At 64.6% G+C, this 24,502-nt stretch carries 22 protein-coding genes and 7 pseudogenes; 15 read left to right on the forward strand and 14 right to left on the reverse strand.

Features of this window, described 5'->3' with window-relative positions:
* The first annotated feature begins 51 nt into the window (after window positions 1-51).
* The 8 genes and pseudogenes from CKW46_RS15090 (at window position 52) to CKW46_RS15125 (ending at window position 8,184) form a co-directional block, all read left to right on the forward strand.
* Window positions 52-1,080: a virulence factor Mce family protein gene (locus CKW46_RS15090; protein WP_117436278.1), complete on the forward strand. Its 1,029-nt coding sequence runs from the start codon at window positions 52-54 to the stop codon at window positions 1,078-1,080.
* On the forward strand, window positions 1,077-2,360 hold the full coding sequence (locus CKW46_RS15095; RefSeq protein ID WP_117436277.1) for a virulence factor Mce family protein: 1,284 nt from the start codon (window positions 1,077-1,079) through the stop codon (window positions 2,358-2,360). The genes CKW46_RS15090 and CKW46_RS15095 overlap by 4 nt, the downstream gene beginning before the upstream one ends.
* Window positions 2,357-3,640, forward strand: coding sequence for a virulence factor Mce family protein (locus CKW46_RS15100; protein ID WP_117436276.1), 1,284 nt, complete (start codon window positions 2,357-2,359; stop codon window positions 3,638-3,640). The genes CKW46_RS15095 and CKW46_RS15100 overlap by 4 nt, the downstream gene beginning before the upstream one ends.
* Complete coding sequence (locus CKW46_RS15105; protein ID WP_117436275.1) at window positions 3,640-4,809, forward strand: virulence factor Mce family protein; 1,170 nt, start codon at window positions 3,640-3,642, stop codon at window positions 4,807-4,809. The genes CKW46_RS15100 and CKW46_RS15105 overlap by 1 nt, the downstream gene beginning before the upstream one ends.
* Complete coding sequence (locus tag CKW46_RS15110) at window positions 4,810-6,282, forward strand: MCE family protein (protein ID WP_117436274.1); 1,473 nt, start codon at window positions 4,810-4,812, stop codon at window positions 6,280-6,282. It abuts the gene before it with no gap.
* A gap of 43 nt (window positions 6,283-6,325) precedes the next feature.
* A complete protein-coding gene (locus CKW46_RS15115; RefSeq protein ID WP_011740762.1) occupies window positions 6,326-6,889 on the forward strand; it encodes an Rv1363c family protein in 564 nt (187 codons plus the stop codon).
* A 74-nt stretch (window positions 6,890-6,963) separates the two neighbouring features.
* A pseudogene (locus tag CKW46_RS15120) lies at window positions 6,964-7,457 on the forward strand (hypothetical protein).
* A gap of 61 nt (window positions 7,458-7,518) precedes the next feature.
* Window positions 7,519-8,184: a CAP domain-containing protein gene (locus CKW46_RS15125; protein ID WP_117436273.1), complete on the forward strand. Its 666-nt coding sequence runs from the start codon at window positions 7,519-7,521 to the stop codon at window positions 8,182-8,184.
* An 80-nt stretch (window positions 8,185-8,264) separates the two neighbouring features.
* On the opposite strand, the gene CKW46_RS15130 is transcribed toward CKW46_RS15125, so the two are convergent.
* The 6 genes and pseudogenes from CKW46_RS15130 to CKW46_RS15155 all read right to left on the reverse strand — a co-directional run bounded on the left by CKW46_RS15130 (window position 8,265) and on the right by CKW46_RS15155 (window position 11,756).
* Entirely contained in the window at window positions 8,265-8,633 is a 369-nt protein-coding gene (locus CKW46_RS15130) for a DUF732 domain-containing protein (RefSeq protein WP_117436272.1), read from the reverse strand.
* A 92-nt stretch (window positions 8,634-8,725) separates the two neighbouring features.
* Window positions 8,726-9,136: an NYN domain-containing protein gene (locus CKW46_RS15135; protein ID WP_117436271.1), complete on the reverse strand. Its 411-nt coding sequence runs from the start codon at window positions 9,134-9,136 to the stop codon at window positions 8,726-8,728.
* A 77-nt stretch (window positions 9,137-9,213) separates the two neighbouring features.
* Window positions 9,214-9,492 carry a hypothetical protein gene (locus CKW46_RS15140; RefSeq protein WP_015355631.1) on the reverse strand — a complete coding sequence of 93 codons (279 nt, stop codon included), beginning with the start codon at window positions 9,490-9,492 and terminating at the stop codon, window positions 9,214-9,216.
* A gap of 173 nt (window positions 9,493-9,665) precedes the next feature.
* Complete coding sequence (locus CKW46_RS15145; RefSeq protein ID WP_117436270.1) at window positions 9,666-10,355, reverse strand: type VII secretion system ESX-1 target, MMAR_2894 family; 690 nt, start codon at window positions 10,353-10,355, stop codon at window positions 9,666-9,668.
* Window positions 10,356-11,052: 697 nt separating this feature from the next.
* Window positions 11,053-11,385: pseudogene (locus tag CKW46_RS15150) on the reverse strand (ISAs1 family transposase); the annotation flags it as partial.
* Between the two features lie 143 nt (window positions 11,386-11,528).
* Window positions 11,529-11,756: a hypothetical protein gene (locus CKW46_RS15155; RefSeq protein WP_020725395.1), complete on the reverse strand. Its 228-nt coding sequence runs from the start codon at window positions 11,754-11,756 to the stop codon at window positions 11,529-11,531.
* Window positions 11,757-11,949: 193 nt separating this feature from the next.
* Between CKW46_RS15155 and CKW46_RS15160 the strand changes: the two genes are divergently transcribed.
* From CKW46_RS15160 to CKW46_RS15170, 3 genes are all read left to right on the forward strand, one after another.
* Complete coding sequence (locus tag CKW46_RS15160) at window positions 11,950-12,852, forward strand: NAD-dependent epimerase/dehydratase family protein (RefSeq protein ID WP_117435713.1); 903 nt, start codon at window positions 11,950-11,952, stop codon at window positions 12,850-12,852.
* Between the two features lie 179 nt (window positions 12,853-13,031).
* Complete coding sequence (locus CKW46_RS15165; RefSeq protein WP_012394596.1) at window positions 13,032-13,850, forward strand: hypothetical protein; 819 nt, start codon at window positions 13,032-13,034, stop codon at window positions 13,848-13,850.
* Window positions 13,847-14,584: a hypothetical protein gene (locus CKW46_RS15170; protein WP_482053319.1), complete on the forward strand. Its 738-nt coding sequence runs from the start codon at window positions 13,847-13,849 to the stop codon at window positions 14,582-14,584. Before CKW46_RS15165 ends, CKW46_RS15170 begins: the two co-directional genes overlap by 4 nt.
* Before the next feature lie 111 nt (window positions 14,585-14,695).
* Here CKW46_RS15170 and CKW46_RS15175 read toward each other — a convergent pair whose 3' ends face one another.
* Both CKW46_RS15175 and CKW46_RS15180 read right to left on the reverse strand, forming a co-directional pair.
* A complete protein-coding gene (locus tag CKW46_RS15175) occupies window positions 14,696-14,962 on the reverse strand; it encodes a hypothetical protein (protein ID WP_015355636.1) in 267 nt (88 codons plus the stop codon).
* 159 nt (window positions 14,963-15,121) lie between these two features.
* Window positions 15,122-15,390, reverse strand: a pseudogene (locus tag CKW46_RS15180) (EF-Tu/IF-2/RF-3 family GTPase).
* Between the two features lie 64 nt (window positions 15,391-15,454).
* Between CKW46_RS15180 and CKW46_RS15185 the strand changes: the two are divergent.
* Window positions 15,455-15,823, forward strand: a complete 369-nt coding sequence (locus CKW46_RS15185) for a hypothetical protein (protein ID WP_117435709.1) — start codon at window positions 15,455-15,457, stop codon at window positions 15,821-15,823.
* Window positions 15,824-15,854: 31 nt separating this feature from the next.
* On the opposite strand, the gene CKW46_RS15190 is transcribed toward CKW46_RS15185, so the two are convergent.
* Window positions 15,855-16,688, reverse strand: a complete 834-nt coding sequence (locus CKW46_RS15190) for a glycoside hydrolase family 16 protein (RefSeq protein WP_041299166.1) — start codon at window positions 16,686-16,688, stop codon at window positions 15,855-15,857.
* 68 nt (window positions 16,689-16,756) lie between these two features.
* Window positions 16,757-17,742, reverse strand: a pseudogene (locus tag CKW46_RS15195) (NADP-dependent oxidoreductase).
* Window positions 17,743-17,840: 98 nt separating this feature from the next.
* On the opposite strand from CKW46_RS15195, the gene CKW46_RS15200 reads away from it, so the two are divergent.
* Window positions 17,841-18,698 carry a class I SAM-dependent methyltransferase gene (locus CKW46_RS15200; RefSeq protein ID WP_020725403.1) on the forward strand — a complete coding sequence of 286 codons (858 nt, stop codon included), beginning with the start codon at window positions 17,841-17,843 and terminating at the stop codon, window positions 18,696-18,698.
* A 309-nt stretch (window positions 18,699-19,007) separates the two neighbouring features.
* Entirely contained in the window at window positions 19,008-19,214 is a 207-nt protein-coding gene (locus tag CKW46_RS15205; protein ID WP_015355641.1) for a hypothetical protein, read from the forward strand.
* A 147-nt stretch (window positions 19,215-19,361) separates the two neighbouring features.
* Here the strand turns inward: CKW46_RS15205 and CKW46_RS15210 are convergent.
* Window positions 19,362-20,552 (reverse strand): annotated as a pseudogene (locus tag CKW46_RS15210) (ISAs1-like element IS2404/ISMul1 family transposase).
* A 140-nt stretch (window positions 20,553-20,692) separates the two neighbouring features.
* Here CKW46_RS15210 and CKW46_RS15215 point away from each other — a divergent pair.
* Entirely contained in the window at window positions 20,693-21,727 is a 1,035-nt protein-coding gene (locus CKW46_RS15215) for a M48 family metallopeptidase (protein WP_482053419.1), read from the forward strand.
* Between the two features lie 9 nt (window positions 21,728-21,736).
* Here the strand turns inward: CKW46_RS15215 and CKW46_RS15220 are convergent, their stop codons facing one another.
* The 3 genes and pseudogenes from CKW46_RS15220 to CKW46_RS15230 all read right to left on the reverse strand — a co-directional run.
* The gene (locus CKW46_RS15220; RefSeq protein WP_482053320.1) at window positions 21,737-22,891 is read right to left on the reverse strand and encodes a serpin family protein; all 1,155 of its coding nucleotides are present in this window, start codon (window positions 22,889-22,891) and stop codon (window positions 21,737-21,739) included.
* A 12-nt stretch (window positions 22,892-22,903) separates the two neighbouring features.
* Window positions 22,904-23,464: pseudogene (locus CKW46_RS15225) on the reverse strand (cutinase family protein); the annotation flags it as partial.
* Window positions 23,465-23,482: 18 nt separating this feature from the next.
* Window positions 23,483-24,373, reverse strand: a pseudogene (locus CKW46_RS15230) (ISAs1-like element IS2404/ISMul1 family transposase); the annotation flags it as partial.
* Window positions 24,374-24,502: the final 129 nt, after the last annotated feature.

Consider the following 24,502-nt stretch of genomic DNA (forward strand, 5'->3'; position numbering starts at 1 on the left):
GCACCAGGGCGGCGCCGGTGCGTGCCGGTCAAGACAAGCAGGGGAGTAGCAATGCGGGAAGACCTCAGAGGCGTCGTGATCCGCCTCGGCGTGTTCCTGACGGTCTGCGCGCTGACCGCCTTTCTGCTGGTCGCTGTCTTCGGTCAGGTGCGCTTCGGCGACGGCAACACCTACTACGCCGAGTTCAGCAATGTCTCCAACCTCAGAGAAGGCAAGCTGGTCCGCATCGCAGGGGTTGAGGTCGGCAAGGTCGAGAAGATCTCCATCAATCCCGATGCGACCGTGAAAGTCGAGTTCACCGACGACAATTCGGTCACCCTCACCCAGGGGACCCAGGCGGTGATCCGCTACGACAATCTCTTCGGCGACCGCTATCTGGCACTCGAGGAAGGAGCCGGCGGGCTCACGATCCTCAAGCCCGGTCAGACAATTCCGTTGGCCAACACCAAACCGGCACTGGATCTCGACGCCTTGATCGGCGGCTTCCGGCCACTGTTTCGCGCCCTGGACCCCCACCAGGTCAATGCGCTGAGCGACCAACTGCTGCAAGCATTTCAGGGCCAGGGCCCCACCATCGGAACTTTTCTGGACCAGGCTGCGGCCGTGACCAACACATTGGCCGATCGGGATCAGCTGATCGGTCAGGTGGTCACCAATCTCAACGTGGTGCTTGGTTCGCTGGGGGGTCAAAGCGACCGGCTGGACAAGGCCGTGGCGTCGCTGTCGCAGCTGATTGCGGGGCTCTCCGAACGCCGAACCGACATATCCAACGCGGTGGCATACACCAACGCCGCGGCCGGATCGGTCGCCGACTTGCTCTCGCAGGCCCGCGCACCGTTTTCGAAGGCGCTGCACGAGACCGACCGGGTCGCGACCATCGCGCTGGCCGATCATGACTACCTCGACAATCTGCTCAACACGTTGCCGGACAGATACCAGGCGCTGGTACGGCAGGGCATGTACGGCGACTTCTTCGCCTTCTACCTGTGTGACGTCGTGCTGAAGGTCAACGGCAAAGGTGGGCAGCCGGTGTACATCAAGGTCGCCGGTCAGGCCACAGGTCGGTGCACACCGAAATGAAGTCATTCGCTGAACGCAACCTGCTGCTGGTCGGCACCGTGGGCATCCTTACCGCCGCTGGCGTCGTGGGGGGTGCCCTGCAATATCAGAAGCTCCCGTTCTTCGACCAGGGCACCAGCGTCTGCGCATACTTCGCCGATGTGGGTGGGTTGCGGACCGGCAACACGGTGGAGGTCTCCGGCTATCCCGTCGGGAAGGTGTCCAGCATCGAGCTCGACGAGCCCGGCGCCCGGGTCACGTTCAAGGTCGACAAGAACATCCGCCTCGGTGAGCGCACCGAGGCGGCTATCAAGACCAAAGGCCTGCTGGGTAGCAAGTTCGTCGAGGTGATGCCGCGTGGAGAGGGCCATCTCACCGGCCCGATCCCCGTCGAGCGGACCATGTCGCCCTACCAGCTGCCCGACGCGCTGGGCGACCTGGCCAGCACCATCAGCGGATTGAACACCGGTCAGCTGTCCGAATCACTGGACACCCTGGCGCAGACCTTTGCCGACACCCCGGCCGATTTCCGCAACGCGGTACAGGGAGTGGCCCGCCTCGCACGAACACTCAACCAGCGTGACGTGCAACTGCGCAGCCTGCTGGACAACGCGGCCAGAGCCACTGGCGTGCTGGCCAACCGCACCGATCAGATCGCGGGCCTGGTACGCGACACCAATGCACTGCTGGTGCAGCTTCGGACCCAAAGTGCGGCCCTGGACCAGATCTGGGCGAACATCTCCGCGGTAGCACGGCAATTGAAGGGCTTCATCGCCGACAACCGCCAGGAGCTACGGCCGGCGCTGGACAAACTCAACGGGGTGCTCGACATTGTCGAGAGTCGCAAAGAGCGCCTGCAGCAAGCGATTCCGTTGATCAACACCTACGTCATGTCACTCGGCGAATCGGTGTCCTTGGGCCCCTTCTTCAAGGCCTACGTGGTCAACCTGCTACCGGGCCAGTTCGTGCAACCGTTCATCGGCGCCGCATTCTCCGATCTGGGGCTGGACCCGGCCACCTTGCTGCCCTCGCAGCTGACCGATCCGCCCACTGGGCAACCCGGCATCCCGCCGTTGCCGATGGCCTACCCGCGCACCGGTCAGGGCGGCGAGCCGCGGTTGACGCTGCCGGACGCGATTACCGGCAACCCCGGCGATCCGCGCTACCCATACCGGGAGCCACCGCCGGCTCCACCGCCCGGGGGGCCACCACCGGGGCCGCCCGCGGTCGCACCGCCGGGCTTGGCGTCCACCCCGGGACCGGTCCAGGTGCCGGGCCCGCAGCCGGGTGGTGCGTCATGACCACGAGGTTGCGGCGGACCCGCTCGGTGCTGGCAACCACACTCATCCTGGTGTTGGTCGCCGGAGTGATCGCGGCAATGCGCACCGCCGGGGACGCGACCCGAACGCTCGTGGTCGCCTACTTCGACAACAGCAACGGGGTGTTCGCCGGTGACGACGTCCTCATCCGGGGCGTGCCAGTAGGCAAGATAGTCAAGATCGAGCCGCAGCCGCTGCGGTCCAAGATCTCGTTCTGGTTCGACCGCAAGTACAAGGTTCCCGCCGACGCCAAGGCGGCGATCCTGTCGCCACAATTGGTGACGGGTCGGGCGATCCAGCTCACCCCGCCCTACTCAGGTGGACCCACCATGGCCAACGGCGCGATCATCTCGCAGCAGCGCACCGCGGTGCCGGTGGAGTGGGATGACCTACGCAACCAGCTACAACGACTGACCGAGTTGCTCAAGCCCACCGAGCCGGGCGGCGTCAGCACGTTGGGTGCCCTCATCAATACCGCCGCGGACAATCTACGTGGCCAGGGATCCACCATTCGTGACGCGATTGTCGAACTTTCACAGACGGTTTCGACTCTCAGCGATCACCGGAATGACATCTTCTCCACCGTACGAAACCTGTCCACGCTGGTGTCTGCACTGCACGACAGTGCCGACCTGCTCGAGCAACTCAACCACAACCTCGCCGCGGTTTCCTCGCTGCTGGCCACAGATCCGAACAAGGTCGGTCAGGCCGTGAAAGACATCAACGCGGTGGTCGCCGATGTGCAGAGCTTCGCCGCCGAGAACCGGGAGGCGGTCGGCACCGCCTCAGACAAGCTGGCGTCGATCAGCAACGCGCTGGTGGCCAGCCTCGACGACATCAAGCAGACCGTGCACATCGGGCCCACGGTGCTGCAGAACTTCAACAACATCTTCGAACCGGCCAACGGGGCGCTCACCGGCGCGCTGGCCGCCAACGACTTCGCCAACCCAATCTCGTTTCTGTGCGGTGCAATTCAGTCCGCCTCCCGCTTGGGCGGCGAACAGGCAGCCAAACTCTGCGTGCAATATCTGGCTCCGATCCTGAAGAACCGCCAATACAACTTTCCCCCGCTCGGGGAGAACCTGTTCGTCGGCGCCCAGGCCCGGCCCAACGAAGTCACCTACAGCGAAGACTGGATGAGACCGGACTACCTTCCGCCGCAGCCGGATATGCCGCCTGCGGAACCGCCAGCAGATGTGACTGTGGAACCCGACCCCGCCGCCGGGCTACGCGGCATGATGGTCCCGCCGGGAGGTGGCTGATGCGCGTCCGCCACCGGCGCCGGGTGGCGCCGCGTCTGGCCACAGTCCTGGTGACGATGGTTACCTTGGCCGCAGTATCCGGCTGCGGCTGGCGCGGTCTGAATTCGCTACCACTGCCGGGCACCGAGGGCAACGGGCCGGGTTCGTTTGTCATCCAGGCGCAGATGCCGGACGTCAACAACATCCAGCCGAACTCGAGGGTGCGGGTTGCCGACGTGACGGTCGGCCATGTGGCAAGAATCGAGCGCCAGGGCTGGCACGCGCTGGTGACGATCCGGCTGGATGCCGGCGTCGCGCTGCCGGCCAACGCGACCGCCCGGATCGGGACCACCAGCCTGCTCGGCTCTTATCACATCGAGCTGGCTGCCCCGAAACATGATGCACCGCAAGGCAGGCTGCGCGAGGGATCGCTGATTCCGCTGTCCCACGGCGGAGCCTACCCGAGCACCGAGCAGACCCTGGCGGCGCTGTCGCTGGTGCTCAACGGGGGCGGGTTGGGCCAAGTCCAAGACATCACCGAGGCATTGAGCACCGCATTCCGCGGGCGCGAGCACGATGTGCGCAGCCTGATCGCACAGCTGGATAGCTTCACCGCGACCCTCGACGACCAATCCGATGACATCATCGAAGCCACTGAGAGCTTGAACCGGTTGGTGGGAAAGTTCGCCGAACAGCAGCCCGTCCTGGATCGGGCGCTGGCCACCATTCCGGACGCCCTAGCCGTGCTCAATGACGAGCGGGACAAGCTCGTTACGGCAGCCGACCAGCTCAGCAAGTTCAGCGCCCTAACCGCCGACTCGGTGAACAAGACCAAGGCCAACCTGGTCAGCGAACTGCGGCAGCTCGGACCGGTTTTGGAATCGTTGGCCAACGCCGGACCCAGCCTGACCCGGTCGCTATCACTGCTGGCGACCTTTCCCTTTCCGAACGAAACGTTCCAGAACTTCCAGCGTGGTGATTACGCCAACTTGACGGCGATCGTCGACCTCACGCTGAGTCGAATAGACCAAGGGCTACTGACCGGCACCCGCTGGGAATGCCACCTCACCGAACTCGAACTGCAGTGGGGACGCACCATCGGTCAGTTCCCGAGCCCGTGCACCGCCGGATACCGCGGAACCCCAGGCAATCCACTCACCGTGCCGTACCACTGGGACCAGGGGCCCTAGATGCATCTAGAGCGCCGCGTCATGATTCAGCTGACCATCTTCGCCGTCATCGCGCTGAGCGTACTGGCGATCACGTTCCTGCACTTCGCCAAACTGCCGGCCATGCTCTTCGGCGTCGGCCGCTACACGGTGACAATGGAGCTGACGAAGTCCGGTGGGCTGTACACCTCCGGCAATGTCACCTATCGCGGCTCCGAAGTGGGCCGGGTGGAGTCGGTGCAGCTGACCGACACCGGGGTCGTGGCCGTCCTATCGCTGAAGTCGGGCATCGACATTCCGTCCGACCTCAAAGCCGAAGTGCATAGCCAAACCGCCATCGGCGAAACCTATGTCGAGTTATTGCCCCGCAACGCCACCTCGCCCCCGCTCAAGGACGGCGACGTGATCAGACTGGTCAACACCTCGGTTCCGCCCGACATCAACACCCTGCTCAGCGCGGCCAACACCGCCCTGGGAGCCATCCCGCACGAGAACCTGCAAACCGTCATCAATGAGTCGTACACAGCCGTCGGCGGCCTCGGTCCCGAACTCTCCCGTCTGATCACGGGCACCTCCAACCTGGCGATCGACGCGCGCAAGAACCTCGACCCGCTGATCGCACTGATCGCACTGATCGACCAGACCCCGCCGGTGCTGGATTCACAAACCCATAGCTCGGATGCGATAGCCGGATGGGCGTCGCACCTGGCCGCGGTCACCACCGAACTGCAGACCCACGACCAAGCCGTCGCCGCAACCATCGACAATGGCGGCCCAGCATTGGACGAGGTGAACTCACTGCTCGAACGGGTGCAACCCACCTTGCCGATCCTGCTTGCCAACCTCGTCAGCGTCGGCCAGGTCGCGCTGGCCTACCAGAACGACATCGAGCAGCTGCTGGTGGTGTTCCCGATGGCCATCAGCGCCGAACAAGCCGGAATCCTGGCCAACGTCAACACCAAACAGGCCTACCACGGCCAGTATCTGAGCTTTAACCTCAACCTCAACCTGCCACCGCCGTGCTCCACCGGATTCCTGCCAGCCCAGCAGCAGCGAGTCCCCACCTTCGAGGACTACCCGAACCGTCCGGCCGGCGACCTGTACTGCCGGGTGCCGCAGGATTCGCCGCTCAATGTGCGTGGGGCGCGCAATATCCCGTGCGAAACCGTTCCCGGCAAGCGTGCACCAACGGTGAAGTTGTGCGAGAGCAACGAACAGTACGTGCCGCTCAATGACGGCTACAACTGGAAGGGCGACCCCAACTCCACCCTTTCCGGCCAAGACATCCCACAACTCCCACCCGGCCCGCCGCCGCCTGCCGCCGCTGGGCCCGGGGAGGCTCCTCCGCCGCCCATCGCCGCCGCCGAGTACGACCCGGCCACCGGCACCTACACGGGACCGGACGGCCGCCAGTACACCCGGTCCGACCTGGCCCAAACCGCTCCGAAAGACCAGACATGGCAATCGATGCTGTTGCCACCACCGGTGCCCTGAAGCCAAGGGTGCACACGATCACCCCGATAGAACGGAGGGCCTCATGAGCGTGGTGACCAGTCCCGGACCGCCCCCAGACGAAGCACTCGAACACCGATGCGCGGACTCCGCCGCCGAGAAACACCGGTCCGCGCCGCTGCGCGCCACGCTCTTCGGCCTGGCCGTGGTTGTTGCATTGGCAGCGCCACTGGGGTGGTTTGGATTTCGCGTTCATCTAGCCGGTCAGGCGCAAGCCCGACAAGGCCAAGCTCTGCGAGTCGCCAGGCAGGTTGCGCTGAACCTGACGACCATCGACTGGCAACATGGCGATTCCGACGTGCACCGCATTCTGGACAGCGCGACGGGGGAGTTCTACAACGATTTCGCCGAACGCTCAAAGCCTTTCATCGAGGTTCTGCGGCAGGCCAAGGCCACCACGGTGGGCACCGTAACCGAGGCCGGACTGGAGTCGGAGACAGCCGACACGGCCCAGGCGCTGGTGGCGGTTTCGGTGCAGACCTCAAATGGCGGTGAACCCGACCCGATGCCGCGAATATGGCGGATACGCATCACCCTCGAGAGGGTCGACGACGGATTCAAAGCCGCCAAGGTCGGATTCGTACCGTGACCGCCGTCAGCCGGCCCGGCGCGGGCGAGTGCGGCGACACCGACACCGCGGGCAGCGGCGAACCACCGGCGGTGGTGCGGCGTCGACTTCGCTGGTGGCCGGTGATCGCCTACGGCCTGCTGCCCGCCCTGGCGCTCCTGCTGGCAGGCGGAACCGGGTTTGCGAAGTGGCAGGATTGCGCCGTTCGCGATGCGGCACAGGCACGTGCGGAATCCGTCCAGGCCGCCACCGCGGGGACCATCGCGCTGCTGTCCTACCGGCCTGACACCGTGCGCAGTGACCTCGAGGCCGCACGAGCCAAATTGACCGGCGCATTCCTGAGCGACTACACATCGCTGACCCGCGATGTGGTCATCCCGGGGGCCAAACAGAAGGATATTTCGGCGGTGGCCACCGTGCCAGCCGGGGCCTCGGTGTCGCAACCGGCGAGCACGCGATCGTTCTGCTGTTTGTGAACCAGACCATCATCGTGAGCCAGGACCCGCCCACCAGCACCGCATCCAGCGTTCGGGTCACCCTCGACAAGGTCGACGGGCGGTGGCTGATTTCGCGATTTGACCCGGTGTGAGTCGGCCAGACACGAGGGGGCGGACCGGTCACGAAGGGCCAGTATGGGAAGGAAGACGACAATGCGACACCGATACCTGATTCTGTCCGCATCGGTCGCCATGGTGTCCGGCGCTGCGCTGGGCATGCCCGCAGCGCGCGCCGACAACAAGCGCCTCAATGACGGAGTGGTCGCCAATGTCTACACCGTCCAGCATCAAGCCGGCTGCACCAATGACGTGAGAATCAACCCGCAGCTGCAGCTGGCCGCGCAATGGCACACCCTCGATGTGTTGAACAACCGCGACCTCGGTGGCGGCATTGGTTCTGACGGATCCGCACCTTCCGACCGCGCCAGCGCCGCCGGCTTCCACGGCCAAGTCGCCGAAACCGTGGCCATCAATCCTGCCCTGGCGATCAGCGGCGTGGAGTTGCTCAACCAGTGGTATTACAACCCGGCGTATTTCGCGATCATGTCGGATTGCGCCAACACCGAAATCGGGGTGTGGTCAGAGAACAGCCCGGATCGCACGGTCGTGGTGGCTATGTACGGACAGCTCGACCGCCCGGTGGCGACACCACTGGTTACAGCGCCAACCGAGCCGCCGCCACCGGTGGCTTTGCCCGAGAACGTTCCGATCGACCCCAGCCCTGACTACGATGCCAGCGACGAGATCGAATACGGGATCAATTGGCTTCCCTGGATTCTGCGCGGCGTCTACCCGCCGCCCGCCATGCCACCCGAATAGGCTAGGGGTGCAACACCTTCAGAAGTTGACTCGCACTTCTGCCCACGGCTGCCGTACCGGCGCCAACGTTGGGTCTCGAGTTACTCCGCCGGTGGCCGGTAGTTCGCCGCCGAGTTCCGCAGCTGCCAGACTTGCTCGGGGCAAAGGAGATTGACCGCGTAGGACACCAGGTAGTTGGCCGCGAACTCGTCGTTAGGGGTCACATCATTCTTTACGTCACCCATCACCTGGGCGTAACTTTGACCGCCACTGACCTTGCCGCAGATCCCGTGTCCGTAGCCGATCGCGTCATTGTTCGGAAAATCGTAGTGGCGCCACACCATCACGTTGTAGACGTATTCCACTTCTGGAGCCGGCGCGGCATATGCTCGCGTGGCCATACCCATGGGGATCGTGCCCAGGGCAACTGTGGCGGCTGCCAAGGCAATCGGCCAACTGCGATGCGCCATGGCTGCCATCCTATCCAGCAACGACCGGCGGATAAACAGGATCTAGCAGGCCAATTTGGCGCTGACCACCCGGGCCGCTGGCGAACGCGGCCTCAGCGCTCGCCCCCATGCTTGGCACCACGCGGATCGATGAGGTCACGAAAACGTTCCGCCCGATAGGTTGATGCACCCAGGTTTGTGACCCGCTCGACCAATAGCTTGTCCGACGTCACCACCCGAACGTCGCGCGGTTGCGGTTCCGCTGCGATCCGGCGCACGATCTCGTCGTCAGCCGAGTTGGCCGCCGCCTTGGGCGCATGCGCTACCTCGAGAACCGACGAGCAGATCGGCGTTGACGGAGGCCGCTCGAATATCACGGTGACGTCCTTTCCGCCGGCTCCGTCCTGCTCCGATGCCCAACGCTCGAGTCTGTGCACAAGCGCGACCATCGCGCCGTGGCGGTCCTTCCACCATCCGTCCGGCCGCGAGCCGATTACGTTCATGCCGTCGATGATCCAATGCACACTTCACCGTACGACGACGAGCGTGGGACGCGTCCGCCGAATCCTCGCCTAGCGATCTCGCGGCGGCGCCGAGCCCGTTACCCCCATCTGCGTTTGCGGAACTTCCTGTTGATCTCGTTGCGGAATCGCTCAACATGCTGCTCGGTGGCCGCCGCTTCCATCGCACCGAGGGCATTGACGACCTCGAGGTGGGACAGGATCAGCAGGCCGTTCAACTGCTTGAGCCGTTCTGGGGTCGCCAGCGACTCTTCATCGTCGACGTAGATGAGCAAGAAGTCACGAAGCGCCTGGCTGCCGGTCATCCGCACCGGGACTTTCATGTTCCGCAGGACTGTGGCCATGTCGGGGTCGGTCACAACAGCCTCTCTTTCGCTTCCGGGACTAGCACGTCACAGCGCAAGCGTAGGAGACCGGCGCCCCGAAGTGTCTGTGGGCCAGCGCAGCATTCTCGACGGCTTGGCGACGGTCTTGAACCCACCACCGCAGCGCACAACAGTGCGCCGGCCCCGCGCTGGTTGCCGAAGGCCCGCTACATCAAGCGTTCGACCGGGTGAGAGCCGCTCGCGTCCTCTCGCTGGCCCACGTCCGCCAGCCCGTTTTGTTCGCCCGCAGCCGCGGAGTCCTTACGTTCTTCCTCATCGGCGGGCCCGGTGGCTGATACCAGCCCTGGCTTGGATGCGCCGCCTGCCGACGAGCCCGCGCCCATCCCGCTTCCCATCGGCGCGGCACCACTCATCGCCGATGATCCCGCGTTGGCGGCCGCGGCCGCCATCGGCGAGGACTGCGACCCAATCAGTTGGGACACCAGCGGCTGGGCCGCGGGTCCCGCTTCGGTGGCAAACGCGCCGGCGCGCAGGCCCGCACCAATCGCAAAACCAGAGCTGCCCGCGGCAGCGGGGTTCGACATTGCCGCGCCACGGAAGGTCAACGCGTCCGCGGCAACATCATCGGCGTCTCCGTACATGCGCGCGATGTCGCTGAGCGCCGTGCCGGTCCGCATCAACTCTTCTTGAGCCGCCACATTGGACGCCAACATCGTGGCCGCCTCCTGAGCAAAGGCCAGGACGGCCTGCGCCGAGACTTCTTCAGCTCCCGCCGGGATCAAACCGGTCAGCACAGTCATCGCTGCCGTGGTACCAGCACTGATGCCCTGGGTACCGATGTCGACCAGCTGAGAGCCAATGTCGCCTGCGGCCGGGTCGTGTGACATGGGATCCATTTGCACGCTCCTGTGTAATTGTGCGCTGCACGAATCGTTCGTGCCCTTGCAGTCCAACGACCAACTGATCCGTCGCGCGACTGTCGCCGCACACACCGTCCCAGCTTTGCTGGACGATTGCTCAATTCTACGACGGACTGGACCACTAGCCAGCAGGTTTTCTGGATCAGGACGATTACCAGGGCCAACACCTGAGAACATGCAGGAAATTCACTGTGCCAAGTGTGACCGCTCCCGCAATTACGGGCGAATTGTCGTGTAAATCACCGCCGAGTGCCCGCCCTCGCCAACGAGGACGATCGGCGCCGCCGGCACCGGCGAGTTCGCGGGTGAGCGCAATGCACAGAACCAGGAAGCCACTGCTTACTCCGACTATCCACTCACAGGCGCTGCGGGTGTGCGACCGAACCATATGTGGTGGCCCAAGACCCCACCAAGAACCTCGCAACCTGCAAGTTTCTCTCCCATATCAAATGCCGGCTTCGCGTGGTAGAGACGATGGCGGTCATTCCGCCCGGCCCGGGACGAAATCGTCGCACCGGCCTTGCGCTCGTCCGGCTTTGCGGACGTCGCGCGGACGGTACCGGCTGCCGACCAGCGTGCGGCCAGCTCAATGGCCGTTGCACGCATCGCCCGCGGGTGCCCCGAATCCGACCAGCTCGCCGTCGGCAATGGCCCAGGGCTCCGGCGTTGTTGATTAGCAGGCTTGTGAGCTGGGGAATTGTGGATTGAGGAGGTCTAGGCGGCGGTTGGCGGTCAAAGCGGTGATCCGGCAGGCTTCGGCGATGTTGTCGGCGCCGTTGAGGCGGTGCAGATTGATCGCGGTGTTGCGTAGCGTTGCTAGGACCTGTGCGCCGTTTCCGGTATGTGCCCTTTGACGGTCTTCGTCGAAGGTGACGTCGCGTATCCAGTGCAGGCTGTTCTCGATTCCCCAGTGTTGACGCATCCAGGTCATGATCGCGGTAGGGCGGGCGTGCTCGAACGGCAGGCTGCAGATGGCATAGACCACCTCCACGCTGCGCTGGTCGGTGCAGGGCGGGGGTACCGAACCAAAGCAATCAGAATCCGCGCGCGACGAGATCAACCACCGACAATAAAGGTCTAGTGGGCCGCGAGGATTCGTTTATCGGCCGCACCACATTTCCCAATCACCATTTCCCAACCACCGGGGGGCTACGGCCGCGACGGACCGGGCGCGCTGGTTGCTGGTGACGGGCCAGGGCCGCGTCCGCCTTCACCGCCCATCATGGGGCACTTGTTCATCATCGGGCCCGGAGCGCTCTGACCTGTGGAGCCGGTGTCCTGATCGCCGCCACCGCCGTAACCGGTGGACCACGCCACGAAGAATCCGGAGAAGAAAACCACGGCGACGATGAACACGATGCCGGCAACGATGCCCACCCAAGCCGCGGCTTGAACAACGCGGCTGGGTCGATCAGGTTGTTCAGTCGCGCCTGATGCGGGTTGCGACGGATCGCTCATCTCTTCGATGATGTCGCGCCGATAGCCGCACCGGTAGGGACCATCGACCCTTAACGCCCGCCGGCCGCGGCGCCTTGCGTCGGCCGCCCGTGCGGGCCCTAGCATCACCCTCATGCGCGACTCGAAAATACTGATCACCGGCGTGACCGGACAGGTCGCCAGTCCCGTTGCCCGGGCCCTGGCGGGAGCTAACGAGGTCTGGGGCATCGCGCGCTTTACCGATGCCACCGCGCGGGCGGACCTCGAGCAAGTGGGCATTCGCTGTCAAGCGGTCAACCTGGCCGCTGGTGACTTCACCGAAATTCCCTCCGACTTCGATTACGTCCTCAACTTTGCGGTGGCCAAGAGCGGCAACTGGGACAAGGACCTGGCAGCAAACGCCGAATCGGTCGGACTGCTGGTGGCGCATTGCCGCGCCGCGAAGGCCTTTCTGCACTGCTCATCCGCGGCCGTGTACGACCCGCCCGACAATGAACTGCGCACCGAAAACGCCGCTCTCGGCGACAACCACAAGTTCCTGTTCCCCACCTATTCGATATCCAAGATTGCCGGCGAGGTGGTCGTTCGGTCGATGGCGCGCGTTCTCGAACTACCCGCCACCATCGCGCGCCTCAACGTCCCCTACGGCGACAACGGTGGGTGGCCGTTCTTCCACATGGAGATGATGCTGGCCGGAATTCCAATCCCGGTTCCGCCGGGCGGGCCGGCACGCTACAACCCGATTCACGAAGACGACATCATCGCGACCATCCCGAAGCTGTTCGCGGCGGCGTCGGTTCCGGCGACCACGGTCAACTGGGCCGGCGACCAGATCGTCAGCCTGCAGGACTGGTGCGGCTACCTAGGGACACTGATCGGCAAAGAGCCCGTTTTCCAGGAGAGCGACAGCGCATTGCGCCCAAATCCGGTTGACGTCACCCGGATGCACGAGCTCATCGGCAACACCGCCGTCGACTGGCACGACGGAATGCGGCGGCTGGTAGCCAAGTTCCATCCGGAGGCACCCGGGCTGTGAACCGCGTGCGGCAGCAATAGTGCCCGCCGCCGGAGCCACCCCGGGGCCACCGAAGATCGCGGTCGAAGGGTGCCGCTGTGTCGGTCGGCTTGACCCCCGTGCTGCCGCGATAGTGTTACGCCGGCAACCCCGGTGGTGATGCGAAGGCCGCGCAGACCGGCCCGCGGGGAGGAGCACGGATGGGATCCGTAGCCGCAGAGCCCGTCGCTTCACCCGGCCGGCCCTGGCCGCGGGTGGTGGGTGCCCTCGCCCTAGCCGTCCTCGGTGCCTGCGGCGTGATGCTGCTGGCGGTGCCATCGCTGTCGGACACCACGGATTTGGCATCGCACAGCGATTGGGTCCTGGCGACCGCCTTACCAACCAGCACAGACTTCCCGCCAGATTGGGGATATTCACTGACCGGACGGTTGCAGCGTGCCGCTGCCAGCGATCCGGCGACGCTGAGTGTCCAGCCCGATGCGGGGCCCGCGGCGACCTACGAACCGGACATGTGTGGCGCGATACCCAAGATCCTCAATCACTCGGGGGATAGTTTGGCTGCCTACGTCCAAGTCGACCGATACGCCCAACTGTTTGTGCAGGATGCCCCCGCATCCGATTTCGCGGCGACCGGAGAGGGACGGGAGCACGGGCCCAACGCCCGTTTCGCGCTCTGGGTCAACTCGGACGCGGCGGAGCAGGTTGGGAATTACCAGCACTGGCTGGACCGCTGCGGCTCCTATCGGGTCACCAACTACTACGTCGACGGCCAGGTCAAAGACCGTCGCACCGTTAGCACCCAGATCCAGTCCCATGCAGCACGTGATGCCGACGCCGCCGTCACTGTCACCAGGACGTTCGCCACGATCGGCAGTCGCGACCCCGCATCGACCTACCAGGTCAGCTACTACGCGGTGCGGGGTGTGCTGCTGGAATGCACCATCTACATGGAGGGCGCCGAGCGGGATCTGGTGCAGCGGCTCGCCGACCAGACGCTGCGAAACTTACGGGCGTCATGACCAACTTGTCACGCCGGAGACCATGGGCGATCGCGGCGGCGCTGGGTGCGCTTGCGGTCGTGGGGGTGGTGATCACCGCCCCAGTCGTGGACCGGGCCTGGCCCGGTAATCGGGGCTCCGGGCCCGAGGCACTGGCCCCGGGACTGGCCGGTCTGAGCGACCAGAAACTGGCCGAGCTGCTGCCCAAGCAGGCAGAGTTTCCGCCTTCGTGGACGGTCAGTGACATCAAGGAGCTCTCCGGTACCTTCGGCTATTTCCGATATCAGTTGTACGACGAGGGTCTCGGCTTTGATCCCGTCGAATGTTTCGCGGTGGTGGGCGTGGCTTCTACCGGGGCCTTCGATGCCGCTGAGGTGTTCGGCCACGACCCCACCGATCCAGCGGAGGTCGCCGACCGCAGAGACATCCGCGTCATGGTGGGCCGGGAGTTCGACCCGTCGGGATTCGACAAATTCATGGCCCTGGTGTCGCGTTGCCCGCGGTTCAGCAGCGCCGCTGCCGGTTCCTATGCGGTCAACATTCTGCAGAACACCCACCCCGCCGGGGCACCCCAGCGCTTCCGGTATTCGGTCACCACCACGATCCCCGGCGAGCCCACCGACACGACGCGGACCGACTACTACTCCTACGCCCGCACATCGGGGTTGATCCTGACCGGTATGGCCAGTACTGGCCACCAACAACCTTTCGACTCGATCTTCGAGGCCACGCTGCAACGAATCACAAACCGTTGACTCGCCGAATCCCTCGGCGTGCGGCACCCCCCGAAAATCAGCGCCCCCGAAATGGGGAAGCGTTCCGGACGGGCGTGAACCCGGTCCGAAACGATTCGCCCAACCCGGCTGTCAGAGATCCGGGTCAGAGTCCTTGAAGTAGCGGGCCAAGAACCCGGCTGCGGCGATGGTGGCCACGGAGCCGACGACTGCCCACAGCACGAACTGGAAGGCCACCGCCCCCATGAACCAACCAAACGTCATCGACACGTAGAGCAGCCATACCAACCGGAAGAAGGACCACGCCGCCAAGACTCCACAGCTGATTCCGATCGCCAGGCTTCGTTGCCGATCGACCCGGCTGATCTTCTCCTCGATGCTGGCGGGGACGATGTTCATCTGCGCTATTCCTTCCGTGGGGCGCCGCCTCGGTGGCGTCGTCGTTGGCACAAGTACAGATCGACGGGGTAGCTACCGATCCCAACAACGTCGGCCCGCGAGGGCATCGCCCCAGGCCAGGGGAGCGGGGCGGGGCTGCCCAGCAGCGCAGGTTCGGCGCTAGGCCAGGAATGCATCCGCCGCGGTGATGACGTCTCCCGCGGCCAGATCGCTCTTGGTGAGCTTCTTGAACAGCAGGCCGACGTTGTCCCCGGCTTTCGCCGTGTCCAGCTTCTTGCGGAATGCCTCGATGGCGTCGACTCGCACGCCTGAACCATCGTTGATTCGTACCTCGTCGCCGACCCGCAACTCGCCGTGTTCCACGCGCCCGGTAGCCACGATGCCCCGCCCCGGATGAAGAACACGTCCTGAACAGTCATGCGAAACATGTGCGGCACGCTACCCGCCCGACGCCATCGACGGGTGTCGGCTGGCCGCCGTACGCTGACCCGCATGGGTTGGCTGCAGCGAGTGCGCAGAGCCAGCGTCGGACAACGGGTGACGCGCGCGGACAAGGCCGCGGCTCATAACGCGGCCGCCGAACTCAGCGCACTCACCACCGAGCGCGAGCGACTGCTGCGCGAGGGGCTGGAAGGCGTAGCAACCATCGTCAGCATTCGGCGCAATGTCGCGAGCACGACGTTGGGTTCTTGGCACGAGCTCGAATTGGACGTGACACTGCCGCAGCAGGACCCATACCGCGCCATTCGGCGCATCGGGCTCGAACTGTCGAGCGCTCCACACCTCAGGGTTGGTCTGGACCTACCGGTCCGGGTTGACCCCACGGACCATTCCAAGGTCCTGATCGTCGCGCCGCTTTAGGCTCCCGAAGATACTCAGGTTCCCGGCGCGGTCACCAGACGCGTACCCAATCGACCAGCATCTGTGCCGGATAGCTGCCCGGTCTGGGATCCCCGCCGCCGGATCCGGCAACCGCGAGGTTGAGGACGGGGAACACGGTGTAGCCGGGATCGTTGAACGGCCAGTCGGGTAGCGAATGCGCCGCGACGGTGAAGTAGGGCTGCGCCCCCTCGGCGTAGTCCTGCCAGAACCGCATACCGGTCTCGTCCCATTGGCATCGCCAGGTGTGCCACCCGCTGTCCAACGCGACGTTGCGGGTCTTCCACTCCGAACCGTTTGCTTTCGCGTGGACAGTGGTGGCCGACGGCCAGCTCCCGTTGCCGTACCACTCGATGATGTCGATTTCGCCGCGATCCTGGTTACCCAGCCACCAGGCCGGCCAGCAGCCGGCGGTCAGACAGTCGAATTTGATACGGGCTTCCCAGGTATGGCCGATGCCGCCCCGCCACGGACTTTGGATCTTGCCGGCGTAGTAGGTGCCGCCGTCCTTCGCGGCTCGGATGACCAGATTCGACTTACCGTCCAGGAAGACGTTCTGCCGGTCGTCGCGGTACTGGCCGACGTTCTCGGGCCGTTCCCAGTACGTCGGGTCCTTCATCTCCTCGCGGGCTCGCGCCAACGTCCACTTCGACGAGTCGGGGGCAGAGCCGGCCGGACCATCGAATTCGTCGTGAAACAGGTAGGGGCCCGATTGGCCATTGGGCGCCGGCGCCAGAGGCATGTCCCGTCGAGACGAGTCGGCGCTGGCCGCCGGGACGGGCAGTGCCGCCCCGAGCACACCAAATCCGGTCATCAGCATCATCCGACGACGGTCCATCTCGGGCATAAGCCAGCGACGATAGCAGCCCGGCACCTGCTGCGCTAAAGCACGAACGGCGTCAACCGCTCAGCCGACTACTCGGAGGTCCGCACGACGAGCTTGCCCACGTTGGTGCCGTCGAAGAGCATGTTGATCGCCGTGGGCAATTGTTCGAAGCCGGTCACCACCGTTTCCAGCGGCGTGAGCTTGCCCTGCGCGATCAGACCGGCGATCTCCGCGGTCGCCTCGGCCGCGCGGCCCAGGTGATCAAGAATGATGAAGCCCTGCAGTGTGGCGCGTTGGACCAGCAGGTTTCCGAACGCTCGCGGTCCGGGTGGCGGATCGGCGGAGTTGTATCCCGAAATCAGGCCGCACAGCGCTACCCGCGCGCGGACGTTGAGCCGCGCGAAGATCGCGTCCATGATGTCGCCACCGACGTTCTCGAAGTCGACGTCGATGCCGTTGGGTGTCGCGGCGACAAGCTGAGCTGCCCAGTCGTCGGCCCGATGGTCGACGGCCGCGTCGAAACCGAGCTGCTCAGTGAGCAAAGCGCACTTTTGCGGCCCACCGGCGATCCCGACTACCCGCGCATCATCCGCCTTGGCGAGCTGGCCCGCCACCGAACCGACGGCGCCGGCCGCGGCGGATACGACGACTGTTTCGCCGGGCCGTGGTTTGGCGATCTCGCGCATCCCGAGTGCGCCGAGGTAGGCGCTGGGGGAGACGCCGTCGGCGACCTCGACCGGAAAGAGCGGCGTCGTGTCCGAGACCACCGCGTAGTCCTGCCAACCGACCAGACCTTGCACGGTCAAACCCACCGGATAATTCGGATTCCTCGACTCGACAACCTCGCCGAGCCCGGCCGCGCGCATGACCTCGCCAATGCCAACCGGGGCAGATACGACGGCATGTCGTTGATCCAGCCGCGGTTGGTCGGATCCAGGGATATCCAGGTGACGCGTACCAGCGCCTCGCCATCGCCGATTTCGGGGATCGGGGCTTCGCTGAGCTCGAAAGTATTCGGACCGATGCGCCCAGTGGGACGTTCGCGAAGAAGGAATCGGCGGTTTCGATCGGGCATGAGCGCACGCTACCCCAGACCGATAGTGCGACATCGCGATCGGCACCATTCCGATTGGGGCGGTGGGTGGTTTCGTCTGCCGGTGCTATAACGCATACATGGCAGGCTTGGATTCCGGCGAAGGGCAAGTGATTACCCACGTCTCCGATACGGCCCGATGGACGGCCCTATATCGGGCCACCGAATCGGCGCGTCCGGATGCATTGTTCAGCGACCCCCTCGCCAATCGGCTTGCCGGAGAGCATGGCCGCGCTATCGTCGCCACAGTTCCGCGCACCACCCGTAACGGTTGGTGGCTCGTCGCGCGGACGAAAATCATTGACGACGCCATTGCCCGCGCGATCGCCAACGGTTGTGACCGGGTTTTGAACTTGGCTGCCGGCCTGGATACCCGGCCGTACCGGCTGGATCTGCCCGCCGAATTGACCTGGATCGAAGCGGATCTACCGCTGCTGTTGGCGGAAAAAACACAGCTGCTCAGCGGCGAAACCCCGCGATGCCAGCTGACCCGCAGCGCCGTGGATCTAGCCGATCCAGCCGCTCGCGATGCCTTCTTCACCGAGGCACTGGCCGGTGCCGCCAAGGCACTTGTCCTGACCGAGGGCCTGCTGATGTACCTCGACGAACCGGATGTGATTGCCCTCTCTGAGGCGATACGACAACCCCAAGTGGGTTGGTGGATGCTTGATTTAGCCGGCCCTGCCCTCAAGAAAATGATGAACAAGAAGATGGCCGGCATGCTGCAGAACGCGCCGTTCAAGTTTGCACCCGACAACGGTTTGGCCTTCTTTGAAGGACTGGGTTGGCACGTAGCAGAGGCGGAATCCCTGTTTACGGCCGCGCAGCGGTTCCGCCGCCTGCCGATATCAATGCGCTCACTCGGGTGGCTTCCGCAGCCGAATCCGCGCCATCCGGGCCGCAGGCCCTGGAGCGCGGTTACGCTCCTTACTCAATGAGTACCTGAGAGACTCGTTGAGTTCGGAGAACTGTCAATTAACGCCTGCGTGCATTTCGCAGTGATCCGCCGCTGCCCGGCCCGAACCGTTACCCGACCCTAAACAAGCAGGTCATTCGGGTTTTCCAGAGAATTTCGGGCGCTCGCCCAGACCCCGGCGGTTTGACGGAACCGTCAGGAATGCGTGGAATTCACGGCTAATTCTTACATTAAGACACGGTTTGATCACAGGTTTGCTGTCAATCCTTAACGGACAGGTGTTCGTGGCGTATGTACCGAACTCGGGTTGAACGAGAGGAGTTGACGAGCAGTGACGAATGCACCAGAGGCGGAGGTCATTTATCTGCAGTCACATCCGATGTGGCTTGCAGCTCGGCAGCGCGAAAATCAGCGCCGTGAAGAGATGCGCCGACACCCCGCCTACCTGGGCCGTCAGCGTGCTGCCGCGATGGGAGTCGACGTCAGCAGCATGGGTAGCGCCGCCCGGGCATGGCCCAGCGCGGATTCGCCGGCCTGACCTCTCGCGCCCCTCTTCGGCGCGGTCTGGGAATTCCTTTACTGCGAAATCGCGGTGGCACGGCGTCCGTATTCTGATACGGACTACCGAGGAGTTCGCGTCATGTCTCAGACACCGGCCACCACCCCAGGGCTCCGGCGTTGTTGATTAGCAGGCTTGTGAGCTGGGGAATTGTGGATTGAGGAGGTCTAGGCGGCGGTTGGCGGTCAAAGCGGTGATCCGGCAGGCTTCGGCGCCGTTGAGGCGGTGCAGATTGATCGCGGTGTTGCGTAGCGTTGCTAGGACCTGTGCGCCGTTTCCGGTATGTGCCCTTTGATGGTCTTCGTCGAAGGTGACGTCGCGTATCCAGTGCAGGCTGTTCTCGATTCCCCAGTGTTGACGCATCCAGGTCATGATCGCGGTAGGGCGGGCGTGCTCGAACGGCAGGCTGCAGATGGCATAGACCACCTCCACGCTGCGCTGGTCGGTGGCGGTGATCAAGCGTTCACGAGTGATCCGGATGATTTGTTTTGCGTAGGGGAAGCCGATTCCTCGTGCAGCGGTGATGATTTGCAGGGTGCGGGTCTCGACACGGCCGTGGCCGCGGGAGTCGTCGGTAGCGGCTGCGGGCACCTCGGCCCAGGGCAGCGCGGTGATACGCGCAAGTATTTTGGCTTGGTTGGACTTGACGATCATCAGGTAGTGCGACTTCAAGGTGGCGCAGATCAACTTCGCGGTGACGACCTGGGTATGCATCGCATCCACGGTGACCAGCCACCGCAAGCTACCCGGCAGCAGCGTGAGCAGGGCACGTACGCAGGGAATTTCATTGCTTTTCTCGGCGACAGCGAGTTGACCGAGCACCAATCGGGCACGGTGGGCGAACACCGACACGAGATGCGTGGCTGTCGCTTTGGCGCGTAAAGCACCACGCAGCATCTTGCCGTCCAACGCGATCGGCACCAATCCACTGGGGTCGCTGCTGGCCACGTGTGCAGTGAAGTAACTGCCCATCCTGGCGTTGAGGTCGGCGGGGTCTAGCCGAGACAAAACAGCGCGGAAGGTCTTCTCACTGGGCCGCCGGAACCGGACCCCTAATTAGGCCAACACATCATCGGGAGCGGTGGCCGCCCATGTGGCAAAACCAGCATAGCCGCGCATCCCCGCGGCAGTGGCCAGAACCGCGATCGCCAACAAAGCCATCAGCGAATACCTCCGACCGCGTGGGTCCCTCGGGTCTGGCACCGAGGCCAACACACCGAGAAACTCCGATCCGATGAGCTCGCTGCGCTCACCAGGACTCCAGCGGTCGAACACCTCTGGAACCGACGACACAGGCAATACTGAAACGGTAGGCACGGGCAACTCCAGACCAACGACGAACAGTAACCAACTCGATCGTTCTCCAGATAGCCCGTGCCTACACTCCGGCCCCAATAGCGCGGCACCAAAGATCATCAACCCAGCTCACAAGCCTGCTAATCAACAACGCCGGAGCCCTGGCCACCACCCGCACCACTCTTGGCGGTATCAGCTCCAGGGCGTGGGAGCATCCGGCCGACCGAACCGCTTTATCGGCACTGCGCCATCTCAAAGGCTTCGACCAGATCCTGAAACTGCTCTCCGGAATGCTGCGGGAGCGCCAACACCGGCTGCTGTATCTGGCCAGCGCGGCACGAGTCGGCCCACGCCAGTTCGCAGACCTCGACGCACTGCTCGATGAATGCGTGGATGTCCTGGACGCGCCGACCAAACCCGAGGTCTACGTCACGCAGTCGCCGGTGGTGAATGCTTACACCATCGGGATGGACGCCCCGTTCATCGTGATCACCTCCGGGCTCTACGACCTGATGACCCATGACGAGCTGCGCTTTGTCGTGGGTCACGAGCTCGGTCACGCGCTATCGGGTCACGCCACCTACCGCACGATGCTGATGCACCTGATGCGGCTGGCGGGTTCCCTGGGCTTTCTCTCGATCGGCGGCTGGGCGTTACGCGCGATCGTGGCGGCGCTGCTGGAATGGCAACGCAAGTCCGAGCTGTCCGGGGACCGGGCGGGACTGCTCTGCTGCCAGGACTTGGACACCGCGATTCGGGTGGAGATGAAGCTGGCCGGCGGAAGCCGGTTGGACAAGCTGGACTCCGAAGCGTTCTTGGCCCAGGCCGCGGAGTACGAGCGATCTGGGGACATGCGCGACGGGCTGCTCAAGCTGCTCAACCTCGAACTTCAGACCCACCCGTTCTCGGTGCTGCGGGTCGCCGAATTGACCAAGTGGGTGGACGCCGGCGGCTATGGAAAGGTGATGTCGGGCAGTTATCCGCTGCGCGTCGACGATGGCCAATCCTCGATCGCCGATGACCTCGGCGAGGCCGCCCGCCACTACAAGGACGGGTTCGACCAGTCCGACGACCCGCTGATCAAGGGCATACGCGACGGTCTGGGCGGCATCGTGGACGGCGTGGGCCGGGCCGCCACCAGCGCGGCCGATTCGTTGGGCCGCAAGATCAACGAGTGGCGGCACAACCCGAAATAGCGGATCCGGCTACCCGGTTTGGACGGATCCGACTTCGGTGGGTTCGCTGACCCAGGCGGCGAAGACCGGCACACCGGCCCACGGATCGCGTCGCCGCCCGCCACCTACCACTGCCACCACCGCATAGGGATGACCGAAGCACAGCGTCGCTGACCGCGACGGCAGCCGCGAAACCATCGCGCCACGCACAGCGATCGCGGTGACGGCCGCGGCCTCGAAGCCATACCGGCCGTAGCGGGCCACCGTGGACTGCCGGGCCCGCGTATCCGCAGTCCCCTTCAGCGCCACCGCCAGGGCTTGCCCGGCCGCACCGAAACCCAACGCCGGATCAGCGGTGAGGTCGTGATCCGACGACACCTGCCAAGCCGGCATCACCACCCGCACGTCGTCCTCGCGGCCACGGGCCCCCTCGGTGATCGTCCAGAATTCGCCGTCGCCGAGCGGCAGGTCGCAGAGCTCACGGCGACGCACCCGGGAGCCGGTCACTTCCCGGCAGGCGATGTCGTGCGCCGCCGCCAACACGGCCTGAAACGATGCACCTCGACTCGCGATAACCGAGGTGACGTGCAATTCGCCGGTACCGACCGCGGTATGCACGCCGACAGTTCCCACACCCTCAGCATCGGCGAGGTAGGCGCTGTGCCCGGCGACCGTGAGCGCATCGCAAACCTGTTTGCTCCAGGGCGAGCGCAGCTGGCCGGCATCGGTGACGCCGAAGGGCCGCAACCAGCTGATCCGCGTGGCCAGCGCGCTGGCCAACACGGCCGCCATGCCCGACAAGTCGGCGGGGAAGCGCTCGATCATGCCATCGGTGTGGTTGCGTGCCCACGTGTCGGCTTGGGCCTGGCTGGGGATCGGCCCGATCTCCACTTCGGAGGGCATGCGGCCTGACCACAACCCCGCCAAGTCCGCTGGGCCCCACAGGGCCAACGCCGCATTGATCACCTCGGGTGGCGCGACCATCAGGTCCTCCAGCGCCCGGCGCGCATGCTTAGCGTCAGTACCGAGGGCCTCTTCGAGCTGCTCGCGAGCGGCACCTCGGGCGATCGGCGCCACCAGCGCCAGGAGCAACCACGCACCCAGCGGTGACGCGACCGAGTGCAGACCCGCATGCACCCGACAGAAGCGGCGGGCATAGCGCGTGATCAGCGGCCCGACGTCCATGCCGCAGCGGGACTAGAGCTTGCCTGCGACGAAGTCGGCGGCCTCGTTGACCATGCCGTCCTGGATGTAGGCACTGGCGAGGTGCTGTGGCCAGTTCTGCTTCCACGTATTGGGGTCAGCGGGGCTGCAGACCGGGTCGGAGCCATGGCACAACTCGATGGTTCTGTCGTTGTAGAGCGGACTGAAGTTCGTGATGGGCCCCACCCACTGGCTGCCGTTGCCGAACAGCGCGACCGCGGCGATGTGCTGATCGGTGCCCGGCGGCAGCGGATTCTCGAATCCGAACGCCGACATCGGCACCGCAAGCACCACGTCGGTGACCGCCGCGCCGAGGGAATATCCGCCTAGCACCAGTCGGGTGTCCGGGCAGCTGTTGACCATGTATTGGATGTGCCCGCTCATGTCGTTGGCACCGATGTCGACCTCGGTGTCAGCCGGATACTTCACGGCGTAGGACCCCATGCTTCTGCCGCCGACCTTGGAGCTCAGCGAGCTGATGAACGCGTTGCCCAGCACCCCGGGCCCCGGCGACTCGAATCTGCCCCGGGCGAAGACAACCTCCACCTGAGGGCAGGGCTCCGGCGTTGTTGATTAGCAGGCTTGTGAGCTGGGGAATTGTGGATTGAGGAGGTCTAGGTGGCGGTTGGCGGTCAAAGCGGTGATCCGGCAGGCTTCGGCGATGTTGTCGGCGCCGTTGAGGCGGTGCAGATTGATCGCGGTGTTGCGTAGCGTTGCTAGGACCTGTGCGCCGTTTCCGGTATGTGCCCTTTGACGGTCTTCGTCGAAGGTGACGTCGCGTATCCAGTGCAGGCTGTTCTCGATTCCCCAGTGTTGACGCATCCAGGTCATGATCGCGGTAGGGCGGGCGTGCTCGAACGGCAGGCTGCAGATGGCATAGACCACCTCCACGCTGCGCTGGTCGGTGGCGGTGATCAAGCGTTCACGAGTGATCCGGATGATTTGTTTTGCGTAGGGGAAGCCGATTCCTCGTGCAGCGGTGATGATTTGCAGGGTGCGGGTCTCGACACGGCCGTGGCCGCGGGAGTCGTCGGTAGCGGCTGTGGGCACCTCGGCCCAGGGCAGCGCGGTGATACGCGCAAGTATTTTGGCTTGGTTGGACTTGACGATCATCAGGTAGTGCGACTTCAAGGTGGCGCAGATCAACTTCGCGGTGACGACCTGGGTATGCATCGCATCCACGGTGACCAGCCACCGCAAGCTACCCGGCAGCAGCGTGAGCAGGGCACGTACGCAGGGAATTTCATTGCTTTTCTCGGCGACAGCGAGTTGACCGAGCACCAATCGGGCACGGTGGGCGAACACCGACACGAGATGCGTGGCTGTCGCTTTGGCGCGTAAAGCACCACGCAGCATCTTGCCGTCCAACGCGATCGGCACCAATCCACTGGGGTCGCTGCTGGCCACGTGTGCAGTGAAGTAACTGCCCATCCTGGCGTTGAGGTCGGCGGGGTCTAGCACCGACTTTCGGTGCGACAATTCCGATCGCGGCCGGGGTCTCCGCTTACATCGGTCGTGACTTTCCCTGATAGTTGCCGTGTCGGTGCAGCAACCTGAAGGCCGTGAAGGCCATGAAGGCCGTGAAGACATTGT

The sequence above is a fragment of the Mycobacterium liflandii genome (assembly GCF_022354805.1).
GTDB classification, from domain to species: Bacteria; Actinomycetota; Actinomycetes; order Mycobacteriales; family Mycobacteriaceae; genus Mycobacterium; species Mycobacterium marinum.